Raw genomic sequence first — 17,334 nt, 5'->3', positions numbered from 1 at the left:
TCTAACAACCAACTTAATCCTTAGCTTTCAATCTGAGCTGCATCATACTCATCGAGCAAAAAGACACTGTGATCGAAGCCAGTCTTTTTAACTGTATCCAGAACCATTTCTTGGGTGCCAACCAAATAGATATCTACATCCGCACCCATTTTCTGCTTGGCAAAAATCAGCACTCTCAAACCAGCACTAGCCATATACTCTAGCTCTTGCATGAGCAAAACTAGCTTTTTCACTTCGGCACCTGCCGCCTTTTCTACTTCTTCTTTAAACACAGGAGCGGTGCTTGCGTCTAGTTCACCGGATACGGTTATTTTAGCAATGCCATTATCAACTTCTAGAGATGCATCAAAAGCCATAGAGTTTCTCCTTTCAGGGTGGTTAATTTTTGGTGGTAACTACGGATAATGAATAATAGGGTGATTGGAATGCTAAATGGCTAGCCAGACTAGCTTTTATTGCAACCAAGCGCATTTAGCACTGTGCTGATCCAGCTATTTGAGCAAACTTGGTAATCGCTAATCACTCAGCAATCTATTGGCAAATAGATAGAACAAGCCTACATAAAAGAGCAATCTAGTTGAGAACTTGCTGTAATCCTAAAAAACTCAAGCAGTTGGTTGACAAAGCTGCCTTTGCTATCTGCCGACCAGAATTACAACCGATCGATCGCCAAGTAAGATGCCGTGCTGATTTTCTAAAGCCGGTTCTTGGCCAGGAGTCCAAACATCCTCCGGCGAGCTTGCCCCAGTATTAGCGAACACATGCCATTGCATACCCTCGGGTAGGCCAGGTGGTTCAAACCACAATGCATCCCAGTGGGTATTCATCGCCACATAGATATAGTCATCATTGACAGTACCCTCCTTGGCATGTTTGCCACAGAGCATAAACGCTAGGGCGTGGCTAGAGTCTGACCAGTCCGCATTCCAAGCTTGAGTGCCGTGCCAGGTAATGTCTGAATAACCACTGCCCACATAATCATAATTGCGGAAGTGGGTACGGCTGCGCAACACTGGATGAGCCATCCGGAAGGCGATCGCCAGTTTAAAGAATCTAAATAGACCTTGGTTTTGATTTAACAAATCCCAATCCAGCCAGTTTAGTTCGTTGTCATGGCAATAGGTATTGTTGTTACCATATTTAGTGCGACCCATCTCATCGCCCATCAGGAACATCGGTACACCTTGGCTGGCAATCATAATCGCCACGGCATTTTTGATCTGGCGCTGACGCAGGGCGTTGATGCCGGAATCATCGGTTGGCCCTTCCCAGCCACAGTTCCAACTATCGTTATCATTGTTGCCGTCACGATTGTCTTCCCCATTGGCATCATTGTGCTTGCCATTGTAGGAAACCGTATCCATCAAGGTAAATCCATCGTGGCAGGTAATAAAGTTGATCGAAGTTGCTGGGCCACGACCACCCCAGGCATAGAGATCGGGAGAACCCTGAATTCTTTGTGCCATCTCACCAGCCATACCATCATCGCCTTTGATGAACTTGCGAATGCAATCGCGGTATTTGCCATTCCATTCAGCCCAACGGCCAAAGGCGGGGAAAGAGCCAACTTGATAGAGGCCGCCAGCATCCCAGGCTTCGGCAATCAATTTGCATTTAGCCAAAATTGGATCGAATGCCAGGGTTTCCAAAAGCGGCGGATTTGCCAATGGCGCACCCCAGGCATCACGGCTGAGGATCGAGGCCAGGTCAAACCGGAACCCATCCACGTGGTATTCGGCTGCCCAATAGCGGAGGCAGTCTAGCACCATATTCCGCACGATCGGATTATTACAATTTAGGGTATTGCCAGTGCCGCTAAAGTTAAAGTAATAACCATCGGGCGTGAGCATATAGTAGGTTTGATTGTCTAACCCACGGTAGGAAATATAAGGCCCTTTTTCGTTCCCTTCGGCGGTGTGATTAAATACCACATCCAGAATCACCTCAATCCCATTGCGATGCAATTCCTTGATCATTGCCTTGAGTTCATCCACCTGCATCCCAAATTTGCCAGTGGCTGCATAGCCAGCTTTGGGCGCAAAGAACCCTACGGTGCTATAGCCCCAATAGTTCATCAGGGTTTCTTCGGGGTTTTGGGGATTGGGGCGGCTGTTTTCAAACTCATCAAACTCATAGATCGGCATGAGTTCAATGCAATTAACGCCTAACTCCTTTAAGTAAGGGATCTTATCGCGGATCGCCGCATAGGTGCCGGGATGTTTGACACCAGAGGATTCATGTTTAGTGAAACTGCGCACATGCATTTCATAGACGGTTAAGTCTTCTGGCGGGATCTCCAAGGGGCGATCGGATTCCCAATCAAAATCGTCAAAGGCAATCCGAGCCCGGTGATGATAGACATCGTCCCAGTCCGGTTGCTTACCCCAGATATCACGGCCGCCAATAATTCTGGCGTAGGGATCCATCAGGATTTTAGTTTTGTCAAACCAATGACCTTCCTTGGGATCATAGGGACCATCCATGCGATAACCATATTCCAGTTCTTCATAGTTGAGATCGAATACGGTCATGGTAAACACATTACCGATCCGGAATTCCTCTAGGAAGGGAATCTCTGCAAATGGTTCCTTAGCATGTCGCTCAAACAGTACCAGGGTACAAGCAGTGGCATGGCGTGAAAATATTGAGAAATTCACCCCTCCCGGCACCAGGGTGGCACCAAAGGGGAAAGGTCTGCCATAGCGTAACTTGAAACCCTTATACTCATGGGTTGGATGGATGTCAATGCGATCCAGTACCATGCAATTCTCCTATTGCTTCCTATTGATTTAGAGTTTCCAAGCCCTCGGCCTCGGTTTCGCAGGTAGTAAAGAAATCTAGAAACCCAGTGATCGACATGGTGTCTTTGATTTCTTCGGTTAGACCCACCAAAACTAATTTGCCGTCCTTGGCCGATACCTGGCGATAGAGGGACAAGAGTGTCCGCAATCCCGCACTAGACATGTATGGCACCTTTGTCATATTCAATAGGATTTTGCTACTTGAATCGACGATCGGCAATACTTTTTCTTGCACGGTGGGGGCAGTATTAGCATCAATATCACCATCTAGCTCAACTAGGGTAATATCTGCTTGGGTTTTGATCTCAATTTCCATCTTTTTTCCTCACATCCAACCCAGGCAGGTTGGCTTAACAATTAACCAGTGTTTAAGTTCTTATATTCCTAGGCAGGGCTGGTTCTGGTTAGTTTGGCACAATGTGTACTTTCACCTTCAGGCGATCCTTCGCTTCAGGGAGCTGGACAGTCAAGGCATCGGCATCAAAGTTATCATAGGGCTTGTCATCGATCGTGCAGGATGCGATCCGAATGCTGCCAGGGGGCAAGATATCGGGCGAAACCCGCAAGATTCTGTCCTTAAACCCATTGGGCAGAGGCATGAAATAAAGATCCATTGGCTGTTTGGTTACCAGGAAGTTGGTATAAACCGCAGCTAGATAGCAAAGCTCAAAGGAGTGATAGCCACTCATGGAGTGAGAGCCTTTTAGCCTTTCGGTCCCCATCAAGAAGGGAATACCATTGGCCAGGACATTAAAGTAGACCGCACCGTCGTCATGATCGAGGAAGAAGGCATTATAGAAGGCGGCGGATTCACGGGCTAAGCGATGGTAGTTTTCATCTTTGAGAATACCGGCCAGAATATAGTAGGCCAGAATACCCTGTTCCTGTTGCCACCAGGCTTTGCGATCGTGCCAGACAAACCGATAGTTCTCTTCGCCTTCTGCTAGTTCGCGCTCGACCACGTCATACCAGCCACCACGTTGTTGATCGCCACCCGCTGCGGGCATCATATCGGCGATCTTCTTGGCCAGATCCATATACTCATCCTTGGGCTTCAGACTTTGCATCCGCATCAGGTTCCAGGCAATCTTGAGGTTGTGGCCCACTACTGCCCGGTTTTGCTGCCAACCCCAGCTTTGATCCTTGCTCCAGTCAGAGAAGAACTTCTCTTGTACAAAGGGACTGTTTTCATAGTCGGGGAAGTATTTGGCGATCGTATCGAAGGTATATTCCAGGAACTTGATGTATTTTTCTTCGCCTGTGGCCAGATACAAATTGATCAAATAGGCAGGAGCATGGTCACCCACCGAGTTCCAATTTTTGCGTCCCATATTGCGATCGCCAATCGAGGGCGAAAGGGGATCGAGCGTAATTGGATCGATGTGCGAGAAATAACCGCCCTGATCCTTGTCGAGGAAGAAGCGATCGAATAGTTCAACAGTCTTTTCGGCATCATCAAGGATCTCTGGATCACCATTGAGGCGATAGGTTTGCATTGGTCCGGCTAGGGCGTAGATTTGCTCATAGGCTGGGATCGCATCATAATCATCGCCAAACTCAGACGCAAAAATCTTGGTTTCCCGTTTCCCAGATACATCAATACCGTGATACCAATAAACAATTCCTTCATCGATGTCCACGAACCGCATGTGATCGCGCAGGTAGGCAGTTCCCTTTTCCGCTGCATCTAAATATGCTTCATCACCAGTCAACATGAAGGCGGAGGCAAAGCCATAAACCAGACGCGCAATGGTATCGGTTTCCTGACGGTAATCACCTTTTTTGGCTCCCGTCACCGAAAGGGCAGTGCGATAATTGCGATAATCCACTTCTTCACCCTGGAACTGGGCACGCAGATAAAAATCGCCTAGCTGATGAATCTGATTAATCCACCAGTTTTGTTTCTCGAAGTTATATTCTTCTTGCTTGCGCCCCACAAAGGTGATTTCTTTTGCTTCATACTTATAGCCGCCGCCTTCGTAATAAAAAGGGCCATAGGTATACATAAAGCGACCAGGGGTCAACATGGAGTGAAGTTGACCAGTACAGTCCTGCCAGGGCTCACCAAGGTTACGCGCTAGCTTGGCGTAGGTAGTCGGGGTTAGTTTAGCCTGATATTCACGTCCATCAGAAGTTTTAAGCCCAAAGACTCCAGCATCAGAGTCAAAACTAGTAACATAGCCGGCGATCGTATCTGAAAACGAGAAATCAATGTTATTCATTTACTCTCCTCGAAGTGTATGTAGCTGGTAAAGTGAGCGGATTTTAGAGGGTGCCTAGCCTTTGTCGTTTGGACAATTAAGCCGTGATCATGATGTCTTGATGTATTCAGCCTTTGCTTAGCTTACATGCATGACCTGATCATACTTTGAGGTGCTGTTAGTTTAGCCTTTTACCCTCAAAAAGCATAATTCATCTGCCGATCGCCAATGGCAATAAAACGGCAATAAAGTTAAACCTAAATTTAAGCAACTTACCTGTGTCATCAATAATTCTATGCATAACCTGGTCAGAATCGAGGCTAAGTTTCAAACCTTTTTGCTTTTTGTTCAGTAATGTCTCTAACTCAAGATCTAACAAGATCTAAATCGATCGAAGCTCGTCTATTTTAGTTAAGAGCTAATTATATGATTTATATGATCCGGAATATTAAGATGCTACTTCACATTTGTTAAGTACGAATTACTTACGAATTACTTGCGAGTTAGTATGGATGTAAGTCATTCTTTGCCTCAAGAACCAATGTATGGCTAGGTATCATGACAGGTAAAATACTACTAATTAAATTTTAAGAGTAAAACTAATCAAAAAACTAATTGAATTTTAAGAGTAAATCAGAGTGAATAAGCAGCTTTAAAAATTACATGTTTCAGACTCTAAACAACTTTCTTAGCAAAACTCGCGCTAAAGCCAGTCAATTGTGCCAGATCGTTTTTTCAAAGCATGAGTTTACAGCTTTTGCTATCACACAATTTTGCTATCACACAATAATATAGTTATCAAATATTTTTTAATCTCAACAAGATTTACAGGGCTGATGAAATGCCAGCTTAAGAAGCTACCCTGCCACAAAATCAGTCTATCAGTCTTGCTCCTTCTTTGCCTCAATAACTTAATTATTTCTTTTGATCGTTACTTTGGTAGAGCAATTCTTTGCCAGCGCTTAATTAGCTTTTGATCGTAACTATAGATTTAACATAGTTGGCCGTAATTTAGCTAATCGAAGTTGATCGCAAGGGAGATACCATTACCCAAAGATCGCAACCATAGAAGCACCAAACATAATCAACATCAATGGTTTGGGAAAAGTGTCTTTAGGGGATAGTCATAGCTTAAATCAGTGCTTAAATCAGTAATCTCCGCTGAATTTGGTCAACACCAAAAAAATTAGTGAAGCCGTCGATCGGCAGTAAAAAGCGAATTGAACCGACCGAAGTTAATTCTGATTTGTTTATTAAGCTAACCGGTTAGTGGCTAAATTAATGGCATAAGTGGTGATAAGGGCTAACTGGCAATATTTAATCAAATACTCTATTTCAGTGATTAAATTGAATTGATGTTAATCTAAACTGCGATCGCAACATTTTAGGAGGGCTCGAATTTTACTATGAGCGACAAAAGGAGCTTAGGCTACTACCTTCAGGGAGTCCAGCACTTCGGAATCACCGTTGGGGATATGGCCAAAGCGATGGAGTTTTATACTGAAGTGCTTGGTGGCAAAGTGGCGATTGCTGGCGATGGTTTTTATGGCGAGGTGATCCAGAATACCTGCTTCCAAAAAGATTACCTCGATGCGATCGCTCAAGGCTTGAATCCCAAAACTGTTGGGGTTCCAAATCTAGTACCCGGTGATGAAGAAGTGCTAGATGTCAGATTTGTCTCGTTTGGTAATACTGTGGTTGAGCTAATTCACTTTAGGGATGCCAAGTTAAACCCCAATGCCCCTAACTTTTGCGGCAAAATTCCTTCTGGGGTTGGCTATGTCAATGCACCGCATCTGTCATTTCACGTCAAGGATGATGTGGACTTGAACCAGTTTGCGATCGAACTGGAGCAAGAATGTCAAAACCGTGGCATCAACCTAGTTTGCAATCGCATCATTACGGTTCAAACCGAGGCGGAGCGCCAAAAAGTTGATCCCAAATATAACGCCAATAAGTTCTGGGCCGACGAGGACTATTTTGTGGAAGGATATTCCGACCTTGACTTTGGTGATTTTTCTGGTTGGTCGTTGTTCTATGCCAAAGGCCCCAATGGGGAGCAGCTAGAATTCAATCAGGTCACCCGTGGTGCCAAAGAAAAGTTTATGGGTGCCCAGAAGGCATATAACGAAACAAACGGCACTAACTATAAATGGCCGATCGATTCGGTGCCGGTGGCCGATATGCCGAATGGCTAGATTTAACCCCGGATGCGATCGGGATTTTGATCTAAATCTAATCCGATTCTGATCTAAAGCTATTTCTTCAAGACAACCTACTTAAGCTGGCTTGTTTCTTTTCACTGATTAAACCTTGTTAATTTAGACAGAGCAATAATTAACTTAAATAGTTGATCAATGCATTTTATTTTTCAGGTATTTAAACGCACCTTTTCGGTTATTAAGCAATGGCCAGGGTTGAATAGCTAAATTTGATCTGATTAGCTCCAGCCCAAACAGCAAACAGTACAAGGCATTATCTGTAAGTAATTGCAAGTAATTGTAAGTAATTAGTAATAACGAACCATTAGTTAAGAAGGAGAAGCAGAGTATGGCAGAAATTACATGGGAATGGCCGCACACTAAAAAATGGCCAAAGTTCTCTGGTGGGAATATCGATGTGCTTAAAAAGATGTTCTTGGCTGGCGAATCCTTGAATGTGAACAACTTTATCAAGTTTTACACCGATCCTTGTTACTACAAGTTTGGTAATTTCCCTGCCGTTGAGACCCCCCAGATGATCGCTGAGACCTCAAGTGGATTTATTGAAGCATGTGAGGGTTTGCACCACCACATTGTGGACATTTGGGAAATGCCAGATGGCACTGTGATTTGCAAAATGGAAGTGACTTACATTGGCCATGATGCCAGGGTTGTTACCCTACCTTGCTGTGACACGATCAAGTTTGAAGATGGCAAGGTTAAGGAGTTGCGCATTTATATGGACATTGGGCCATTGTTTACGCCTGAAAAGCCAGAAAAGAGTAATTTTTGCTAATTAAATATAAATCTAGAAGCAGGTGGCGATCGCTCAATATTTTTACTATTAACATAGTCCTATTAACGATCGCTAATCTAATTGTTAGTCGTCACCAGGGCTGCTCAAATGGTGATTAGCAGATCTGCGATTTTGCCCTGAATGCGCTTTCAAATCTAATGTGTCTAATGTTTAAGTGAAATGTTTAAGTGAGGCAATTATGTCCAAGATCGAGACTGTAAAAACATTGCTCAAATTGTTTGAGGGAATGCAAGTTGATGAGTTTTTAACCTATCTCACCGATGATGCTCTCTATCGGTTTGGCAATTATCCCGCGGCGGTGGGTAAGGCAAATATCGAACAAACGGTCAAAGCCAGCCACATGGATCAAATTAAAGGCATCTCCTTTGATGTTAAGGAAATTTGGGAAAGCGGCGATGCGGTAATTTGCGAAATGGAAATCAACTACACCAAAGTGGATGATTCGGTTTTGACCTTGCCCTGTACCGATATTTTCCGCATGGAAGGCGACAAAGTCAAAGAGATGAAGGTGTTTATGGACGCTTCACCGCTGTTTGCCTAGCCAGTTAGACTTTAGCTAATCACTAAACTTAATTGTTCTGTGGTTATGTATTAGTTAGGCCGGAATCGAACCGTAATTAATACCGTAATACCTTAATAATCAAGACAGACAAAACAGATAATACAGAGGCGATCGAACTAATCGAACTAATCGAACTAATCGAACTATAAGTAATCCTTTGCGATCGCTGTATCAATTATTCACACATGTATTCACACATTCACAGTTGCATTCACCAACTAGGGTTAGAGTTTTAGAGTTAAACCAACATGAGCAAAATTGATCTGGTCAAGAAAGCCTTCGAACTAGTTGAGGCGAATAATGTTGATGATTACATCAAGGGATTTACCGAGGATGCGATCTACAAGATCAGCAACCTGGATCCAGTGATCGGCCCTGCTGCAATCAAGGAATTTGCCGCCCCAATCATGGATAATTTTACTTCGGTTACCCATGACATCAAAAACATGTGGGAACAAGGCGACATAGTTTTTGCGGAGATGATCGTTGTTTACAATCGTAAAGATGGCAAGTCCTTTGATATTCCTGCTCTCGATATCATTGAGTTTGAGGGCGACAAGGTCAAGAAACTGCAATCATTTATAGATGTATCACCTATTTTTGCCTAGTCATCCTACGTTTTAAATGCCAATCATGGCAGAGGAGCCCCAAATGTCTATAAGTAGCAAGGGTGAGCGAATTAAATATTTTTTGACTGGTGGTGGTAAAACCCTGGATGATTTCATCGGCTTTTTTACCGAGCAGGCCAAATATAAATTTGCTAATGCGCCGCTTTTGACCGGCAAGCCAGCGATCCGCGAATTTGCTGCCAATGCGCGTAAGCGAGTTAAGTTTGTCACCCATGATATCCATGAGTTATGGGAAATAGGCGATGTGGTCATTTGTGAGCTAGATATTAACTACCACCGCCATGATGACAGTGTGGTTACTCTGCCTGGCACAGATATATTTCGGATGGACGGCGATCTAATCCGTGATCTGCGGGTCTATGTTGATGTGTCGCCGCTCAGGCAATAAAGGCAATAAAGGCGATCGAGCTAATTGTTTTGGATTTGACTATTGATACCCAAAGCTTGAGTTTTGTTTAGATATCGCCAGATATTGAGCGATCGCCCTGCACAATTATTTCCCGCCATGTCAGCCAGGTAATACTTGATTTGAAGGACAATAATCTAAATTGCTTCTGAGTTCCTAAATCTTGACCTATTAGTTGATCTGGTAATTGGCTAAGCTCGCCTGGGAACTCTCATTCACAGCCAATATTTGTTAATTCGTTTTTGTTAATTACGTTAAGTAGAAATTAGTGAAGATGTGGAATCAACAGCAAAGTTTTAGCCATTTGTCTGAGATCGAATCACCCACCAATCGCATCAAAAAGATGGCGACAATTCCAGGGTCAATTTCAGTTAAAGCAAGTTTGCACAAACTAAGCCTATGGCTGGTTAGTGTGCTAATAGTTTTGGTCTTTTGCCTGGTAACCAATCAAGGGGCGATCGCCTCGTTCCAGGAGCGCCCTCAAGCGATCGGCAATGAAGAACTTGGCGCGATCGAAGCACGCAAAGCGGTTAAACGAGTCACAGGCGATGTTAAGCCGATTGGCAATGGTGAGGTTTCCACCTGGGTAGAGCTTGACCAAGACGGCCACCCGACCAGCATTGGCGTTACCATGACTGAGGATGGCCTATATGGCCTACCGGAATCTGATGATGATCCGGCTGAGAAAGATGCGCTCAAACTAACTTTGCTGGATGGGATTGGCCATGCCACCTACGAGCATGAGTTGGCTTTTCCCGCTGAGGTCAAAGAAACCGCCTTTAATCATATGGGCTATAACTGGAATGCCTTTGGCCACTGGCCTGGTGGCATCTTTACGGAGCCTCACTTTGATGTCCATTTCTACATGGAGAGCATGGACTATCGCCACAGCATGGACAAATCCGCCAAGCAGGATATCTTGATCGGGCATAAAAAAATGGAGCGCAAGTATGTGCCGCCGGGGCATTCGATCGTCTATGGCACATTGGAGCCACGCATGGGCATCCATTGGGCCGACCTTAGCTCACCAGAATTAAAGCCTGGTAACTTCAACAAAATTTTTCTGTTTGGTTCATACAATGGCAAGATGTTGTTCTGGGAACCGATGATTACGCGGCGTTTTTTGCTGACTAAGCCAACTAATTATGTTGAGCCGATCGTGCAGCCCTATGAATATCCCAAGAGTGGTTATTATCCCTTGGAATATTCAATTAGATACAACGCTGACAAGAAAGAATTTGACATCGCCTTGGATAAGCTAGTCTATCGACAAGGTTTTGAGGAAAAAATAAACTGAGTCTTTTGGCTGATTAGTACCCTTACCACAAGGTAAATTAGTTAGCCTTAATCACAATCAAAGTCTAGGCGTTTGGTCTAGGCTTTTTGGCGATCGTTGTCATTGAATTTAGTCAACCCGACTTTAGCTGTTTAGTATTTTGGGCGGCATAACCATTTCCCATAATCTAAATTCATCATAATTAACTTGGTTTAAGCAGCAAAACCATATTATGTTGATAGATACCGATCAAGGATTAAGTATATTTCGCTATATTCTTACATAAGGTAAAAGTTGAGATTGCACTTGAGATGCTATTTTCTTTGCATTTATAGCAACCACTCTGAGAACGCAGTCAAGTTAATTCACCATCGTAAGCGAAGTTTATTACACCATTAATGCTTTGGTTGCGATGGCCGTGGAGATGTGAGGAGAACACCATGAAAAATGTTTGGGTCAAGTGCTGTTTGCGCTTTCCGTTTTCGATCGCTATTTGCTTAGGTCTTGCTTCCGCTGACATATGGACAGGATCGCTCCGGGCTGAAGAGATTGATCTAGCTACCATAGATAATCTGGCTCAATTAGATGCTTTAGATGCTAAAGATGTGGCTGAATCTGAATCGATCGCCACTGCCGATCAAATTGTTGCGCCTCAAACAGAAGTTAATCAGCTCCAGTCTTCAAATTCTCAGGTTCAGGCTACTCAAACCTACGACAATCAAACACCGCTAGCTAGCCAAACTAGCAATGATTTAGCTGATTTAGCGGTACACCCACGCGATCTTAGTGATCTAGGACATCTCAATCCCCACAGTGAGATCGAGTCATTAGATCTATTGCTTGAATATGGCAATGAAGTGCCAACTAAGCCGATCGCTGCTGGTGTAACCTCCGTTTCTCAGCTTAGTGATGTGCAGCCCACCGATTGGGCATTTACAGCCTTGCAATCATTGGTAGAACGCTATGGTTGTATTGCTGGCTATGACGTACCAGGCACTTCACCCAGTCCAATTGTGCCAAGGCTGAAGCAAGTTGATGGTAGCGATCGGGTCTATCGGGGGCAGCAAGCGATCACCCGCTATGAATTTGCCGCTGGTTTAAATGCCTGCCTCGATAAAATCAACGATATTATCAGCAGTGGCCTGGCCGACAAAGTAAGCCAAGAAGATCTGGCCGCTCTGCAAAGACTCCAAGAAGAATTCGCGGCGGAACTGGCCGCCCTGCGTGGTCGAGTTGATGTTCTAGAAGCCACCACCGCCCGGCTCGAAGCCCAACAATTTTCCACCGTCACCAAGCTGAATGGTTTGGCCTGGATGAATCTGACCGGGGCATTTGGTGGCGATATTCGCCGGGAAATCGCCCGCCGTGATCCGGTTACCAATCAACCCCTGAGCGAAATAGTCACCGATAACCCCAATGCTACCCTCAGTGGTTTGGTGTGGCTGAATCTGGTTTCTTCATTTACCGGCAAAGACCAGCTAGTCAGCACGATCGTAATGGGTAATGGCAATTCCCCGGCCAATGTGTTTGCTTCGGCTGGGCATACCAATACCTGGGGTGCTCCTTTTACCGATCAAACCGCTGGCCCAGGCCCCTTTGGCGAGAATGTGGTGGCCTTGCAGGAAATGTTCTATGAGTTTCCGATCTTTAATGAACGTGCCCGCCTCAAAATTGGCCCCCAGATTGTTTGGTATCGGGTCTTTGATATTAGTCCAAACACTTTGATTTTTACTTCTGGTGGCACCTTCAGTTCGATCGATAATACGCTGACCAATAACATCGAACATGGGGCTGGTGCAGTCATCCAAGCACCCCTGGGCGATAAATTTGAGATCAAAGTTGGCTACTTGTCTGAGAGTAATACCTTCTTGCCCCAACCGCGATCGGCTGGTAATCCTGATGAAGGGCTGTTTGGTGGCACCTATAGCCTGACTACGGAGCTAGGCTTCAGACCCACTGATAGTTTTGCGCTGCGTCTGCTCTATAACCGCACTAACCAGAACGCCTTTACTAATCCGGTTGATGGTTTCTTTAATGTGGTCGGCGATGCGGTTGGCGAACCAATTCGCGGTCTGGCCGATGATGGATTTGGTGGAGCGCTGGTGAATGCCCAATCGAATGTATTTACGCTGGGTTTTGACTGGCGAATCGCTGAGCATCTGGCTCTGTTTGGCCGTTATGGTACTGGTCGCACTAGCCTGAACCCTGCCAATCCCACGATCGATAATGGTGTAATTACCATGCAATCATTCCAGGTGGGGTTAGCTTTTCCCGATTTGTTCAAGCGTGGTGCTCAGGGCATGATCTCCTTTGCGATGCCCTACGACGTAAAGAGCGGTAGTGAGTTTCTGGTTTCTGGTAGTGGTGATGGTGGCACTCAGTATGACCTGGAGCTGGTCTATTTCTATCCGATTAACCGCAATATTGCGATCGTACCCAACCTCTATTTTATCTTCAATCCTAACAACTTCAGTAGTAATCCTACCGTGACAGTGGCAAATCTGCGCCTATCTTTCAGGTTCTAGAATATCTGTCTAGGAATACTTAAGAAAATCCTAGGTGTTACCACTTGCCTGCATAAATCAATTTAGGCTTAGTTGAGAAAGTAATAATTCTAATATTTGGATCAAAACCCAGAATTAAGACAGACTAAGACTTGCTTTGTTTATATAGACAGCCTGTGCCAATTCCATTTATCTGCTCAGGTTGTCTATTTAGCAGCAGGCATCAAAATTAGTTGGTTTCAGATAAGCAATCTTTATATGGTTGGATTACAAGAACTACAAGCCATTCATAAGAATTGCAATCTTGTCAGGATGTCTATATTTCAGGCCATTCAAAAACCGCTATATATGGCTAAAGCAAGCCTGCTCAAAAGCGCTGACGAAAATTCTTAGAAGCAAATCTAGTTGCCACACATAAGATTGGCTTTGTTTTTGTTAATTAAGGCCTCAAATTTGGCAGATGTAAATTGCTGTAGAGAGTGATCGCTACATGAGCCAAATCTATTGGCATCTAAGGTGCTGCGTCTTATTTCTCAGGTTGACACTAATTGAGGAATTGAGGAATTTGTGTGGGTGTGTAGCCCTATCTCTATTTTGACTCAGGTAATTAGCTCATAGGGAGTTGTAAGGTATGAATGTTATTTCTCGTGCAGATGGTAGTACGATCCAGATTGCTTTTCCTGGTGGGAGTATTCTCAGTGGTGGCGGTGGTAATGATGCGCTGATCGGCAGTGTCGGCAATGATGTGTTTACCGGAGGCTTGGGGATTGATCAGTTCATTTTTCAGCAGCAGTTTATTGACCCAATTACTGGCGATCTAGTTGGTGGCTATGGTGGTGCGGATGTGATCACCGATTATCAAGCGATCGCTGGTATTGGCGACGAAATTAAATTTAGAAACGTAGATAATAATATTGGTTTTAGCATTGCCGATGATGGCCAGGGTAATACTTTGATCACCGTCAGCGATCGCGCCAACATTGATCCCACCGCTGGTTCATCGGGGAATGGTAATTTTGCACCTAGCATCATTCAGACAATTGTTTTGAATAATGTCTCAGCACTGCAATTGATGAGCCAGGGTTTGTTGGAAGTCAATGGCGTTGACCTCAATGACACTACTCAAGGTGTAGCAAAGGTATTCGGCACCTTTGATTATGTGGTGGGTGGATTGGATTCTAATTTCCCGCTGCGGTCTGGTGGGGTAGCTGGTAATTCAATTTTTACTGATTTTGGGTTTGGTCAGCCAGGCGTAGCCCCAGAGAACAATCTGATCGCCGGTGACTTTGTGAGCCCAGGTGAGATTGGCAATCTTTTAGCCAAGATTATGCAAACCGTTACCGATATTACTATTCCTGGTACAAACGATCCGGATATTCCTGCTGATTTGCGGGAATTGCTGGAAGCAGAAAAAGTAATTGGTCAAATCCCAGCTTCGCTTTTGCCTGGCAATGCGTTTAACTTTGCGCTGGATGAAAATGGCATTGTCGATCTCAATCGATTTACGCCAGCCTTTGCGCCTGCCACTGTCAACGATGATCTGATCGTGGGTGGTCCTGGTAATGATTTCCTAATTGGGGGGCCTGGCAATGACATCATTGTTGGCAATCAGGGTACAGATATTATCTGGGCTGGTACTGGCCAGGATATTATTATTGGCCGTGAAGGGACTGACTACATTATCTTTGATTCGATCCTCGAAATCCGCGATCGAGATGATGTTCAACAAGACCCGATCAGCAATGCTAGAGCCGATGCCCGGATTGGTTATATTCGCTATGAAGAACCCTATGGTACTCCCCTAGAAGATCCGTTTACCACCCGCACTGGGCCAGATATTTTATTGGTTAATTCTGCGGCCTTCAATCGCGGCATTGACCCCATCACTAATCCTGAGTTGGCCGAGCAAATTGGTTATCTTACCCCCGGCACAATCATTTCTTCGGATGGTACTGGTACTGCATCTACCAAGAATGGTCAATTGGTGGTGGGTGAAGGTACTGTTCCGGTTGTCAATGGTGCAGCAGAAGATGATATGCAACCTACTTTCTACTTCAGTACCGGCGCGGCAAGGCTCTTCTTCGATCGGGATGGCAGTGGCACTCAATTCTTTGATTTCTGGATGTCCGATCTTGGCACTAGCGGCGATCCCAATGATGGTTTCCCACCGCTGACGGAGGTGAATGGTTTGCCCCAGAACTTCAATGATATTGTCAATCCTCCAGAAATCCTGATTTATATCTATTAATATTTTTCAGCACCAGGTTTATGTTGATAGTTGCTGATAGTGATTGGCAAGATTAAATTTGCCCCAAACGAGAAAGATCGATCTTATGGCGTAGTTCATCCTTGATCCGCGCCAGGATTGATTCTTCGTCCAGGTTTTCAAGAATATTTTTGACCACTGCCTTTGGCCCCTTTGGCCCCCAGGAAGCACCATTGGCCAGGTAGGTTTTGGTAATCAAGCCGATCGCATAGCTGGATACGCCAGCAACAGCAGCCTGGGTAATGGCGATCGGGATGTAGGCACTTAGTGATATTCCACCAGTAGCAGGCGCAGATGCTCCCAGCAGGGTCTTGAGGGAGCCGAGCCCCAAATGGACTAAAAATTCACTGGCGGTTACCCCACCCATACAGAGGGCAATTTTTTGCAACAGGGCGATCGCTCCCTTTTGGGTCATGCTGATGCCATAGAGCTTAGAGAGGGCGATAATCATCGATACATCAATTACTGCCGTAGAAATTACATCGATCACTGTGATTGGATTAACGGCGATCGCCACTGCCTGGGTAATCACCGAATTCCAGATAATTTTATTAGCACGCCGTTCGCGGATTTGCATCTTGCGATCGATCACCCTGCTGTGAACATTATCGGCATACATCAAGCTATTCAGGGCGATCAAAGCTTTGCCCTCCCGATCGAGTACCTCCAAAATCTTGATTTTTAAATCATCAATCTGCGGCTGGCCAGGGATTAGCTCTGCTTCGATCGATCCATCTGCCTGCCTGGTTGCCTTTGCCTCCAGAGGTGCAGAAGCCGCCATCACAATTTCATCTTCCGATAGCAACTGCTTGACCCGCTGATCGCGGATTTTGGCATAGATGGCAAGGCGATCGCGGACTGGGTATTGATCGATTTTGTTAAATACCAGCAAAATTGGCTTACTAGCCTCGCGCAGCCGCGAAAGTGCCTGAAACTCAACCTTAGTGATATCCCCTGCCACCACAAACAAAATTAAATCTGCTTGATGAGCTACCCTTCTGGCCAGTTCTTCCCTGGTTTCACCATCCACCTCATCGATCCCAGGCGTATCGATCAACTCTACCCTGGCATCACCTAAGCTTCTCAAGGATACGCGCGTAAATTCTTGACCCTGCACGATCGTTTCTTTGGTGAGATCCCAATCGGCCATATTTTGGGACTTGGTCACGCCATAAACAGGGCCAGTCTCGAATACATATTTACCCAGCAGCGCATTCAGTAATGAAGACTTACCCCGCCCTACCATGCCAAATACGGCGATCTGCACCACCGTATGCTCTAGTTTATTGAGCATATATTGCAATTCGCGCAACTCTGGTTCCAAGCCCGATCGCTCCCTGGGGGTGAGGTCTAAGCCGCGCACAATTTCCCGTAGCGTGCTTTTGGCCTGCCTATAGTTCAGTTCGGTTTGAATATAGTCAAAGCTGGAATTATCGGCATTACTACTATTACTTCTATTGCTTCTATTGCTTCCATGGGCAGGCATAGGCTTCCAATACTTCTCAATTCAATTTCTCGATTTCTATTTAATTGCTTCGGTATTTATTTAATATTTGTTTGGTATTTATTTGATATCTACTCAATTATTTAAACTCTCTAGCGTAAATAGGCAAGGGCAAAAGATTATTTATAAATACTTTTTAGATCTGCTGTTTTAGTAAACGTCATTAG

Annotated in this window: 14 protein-coding genes; 9 read left to right on the top strand and 5 right to left on the bottom strand. The window is 44.9% G+C overall.

Translation table 11 applies throughout. The features are described 5' to 3' along the window. Positions 1-20: 20 nt before the first annotated feature. From PSE7367_RS17335 to PSE7367_RS17320, 4 genes are all read right to left on the bottom strand, one after another. Positions 21-356, bottom strand: coding sequence for an anti-sigma factor antagonist (locus tag PSE7367_RS17335; RefSeq protein ID WP_015166644.1), 336 nt, complete (start codon positions 354-356; stop codon positions 21-23). A gap of 279 nt (positions 357-635) precedes the next feature. Next, positions 636-2,762 carry a glycogen debranching protein GlgX gene (gene glgX / locus PSE7367_RS17330; protein WP_015166643.1) on the bottom strand — a complete coding sequence of 709 codons (2,127 nt, stop codon included), beginning with the start codon at positions 2,760-2,762 and terminating at the stop codon, positions 636-638. Positions 2,763-2,781: 19 nt separating this feature from the next. After that, on the bottom strand, positions 2,782-3,117 hold the full coding sequence (locus PSE7367_RS17325; protein WP_015166642.1) for an anti-sigma factor antagonist: 336 nt from the start codon (positions 3,115-3,117) through the stop codon (positions 2,782-2,784). A gap of 88 nt (positions 3,118-3,205) precedes the next feature. Beyond that, complete coding sequence (locus PSE7367_RS17320; RefSeq protein WP_015166641.1) at positions 3,206-5,023, bottom strand: AGE family epimerase/isomerase; 1,818 nt, start codon at positions 5,021-5,023, stop codon at positions 3,206-3,208. A 1,385-nt stretch (positions 5,024-6,408) separates the two neighbouring features. Here PSE7367_RS17320 and PSE7367_RS17315 point away from each other — a divergent pair. From PSE7367_RS17315 to PSE7367_RS17275, 9 genes are all read left to right on the top strand, one after another. Continuing rightward, positions 6,409-7,200: a VOC family protein gene (locus PSE7367_RS17315; protein WP_015166640.1), complete on the top strand. Its 792-nt coding sequence runs from the start codon at positions 6,409-6,411 to the stop codon at positions 7,198-7,200. A gap of 352 nt (positions 7,201-7,552) precedes the next feature. Next, complete coding sequence (locus tag PSE7367_RS17310; RefSeq protein WP_015166639.1) at positions 7,553-7,999, top strand: nuclear transport factor 2 family protein; 447 nt, start codon at positions 7,553-7,555, stop codon at positions 7,997-7,999. Between the two features lie 199 nt (positions 8,000-8,198). Further along, positions 8,199-8,561: a nuclear transport factor 2 family protein gene (locus tag PSE7367_RS17305; RefSeq protein ID WP_015166638.1), complete on the top strand. Its 363-nt coding sequence runs from the start codon at positions 8,199-8,201 to the stop codon at positions 8,559-8,561. Positions 8,562-8,830: 269 nt separating this feature from the next. Then, a complete protein-coding gene (locus PSE7367_RS17300) occupies positions 8,831-9,190 on the top strand; it encodes a nuclear transport factor 2 family protein (RefSeq protein WP_015166637.1) in 360 nt (119 codons plus the stop codon). 25 nt (positions 9,191-9,215) lie between these two features. Next, the gene (locus PSE7367_RS17295; protein WP_051038030.1) at positions 9,216-9,599 is read left to right on the top strand and encodes a nuclear transport factor 2 family protein; all 384 of its coding nucleotides are present in this window, start codon (positions 9,216-9,218) and stop codon (positions 9,597-9,599) included. Positions 9,600-9,891: 292 nt separating this feature from the next. Continuing rightward, the gene (locus PSE7367_RS17290) at positions 9,892-10,914 is read left to right on the top strand and encodes a DUF5602 domain-containing protein (protein WP_015166635.1); all 1,023 of its coding nucleotides are present in this window, start codon (positions 9,892-9,894) and stop codon (positions 10,912-10,914) included. Between the two features lie 419 nt (positions 10,915-11,333). Beyond that, a complete protein-coding gene (locus tag PSE7367_RS17285; RefSeq protein ID WP_015166634.1) occupies positions 11,334-13,418 on the top strand; it encodes an iron uptake porin in 2,085 nt (694 codons plus the stop codon). Between the two features lie 96 nt (positions 13,419-13,514). Next, a complete protein-coding gene (locus PSE7367_RS17280; RefSeq protein WP_041698589.1) occupies positions 13,515-13,790 on the top strand; it encodes a hypothetical protein in 276 nt (91 codons plus the stop codon). 238 nt (positions 13,791-14,028) lie between these two features. After that, a complete protein-coding gene (locus tag PSE7367_RS17275; protein ID WP_015166633.1) occupies positions 14,029-15,645 on the top strand; it encodes a calcium-binding protein in 1,617 nt (538 codons plus the stop codon). 52 nt (positions 15,646-15,697) lie between these two features. On the opposite strand, the gene PSE7367_RS17270 is transcribed toward PSE7367_RS17275, so the two are convergent. After that, a complete protein-coding gene (locus PSE7367_RS17270) occupies positions 15,698-17,149 on the bottom strand; it encodes a GTP-binding protein (RefSeq protein WP_015166632.1) in 1,452 nt (483 codons plus the stop codon). Positions 17,150-17,334 lie beyond the last annotated feature (185 nt).

It is taken from the genome of Pseudanabaena sp. PCC 7367 (genome assembly GCF_000317065.1).
In the GTDB taxonomy this organism is placed as follows: Bacteria; Cyanobacteriota; Cyanobacteriia; order Pseudanabaenales; family Pseudanabaenaceae; genus Thalassoporum; species Thalassoporum mexicanum.
Note: the sequence above shows the minus strand (reverse complement) of the source record. Positions and strands in the feature narration are given on the sequence as shown.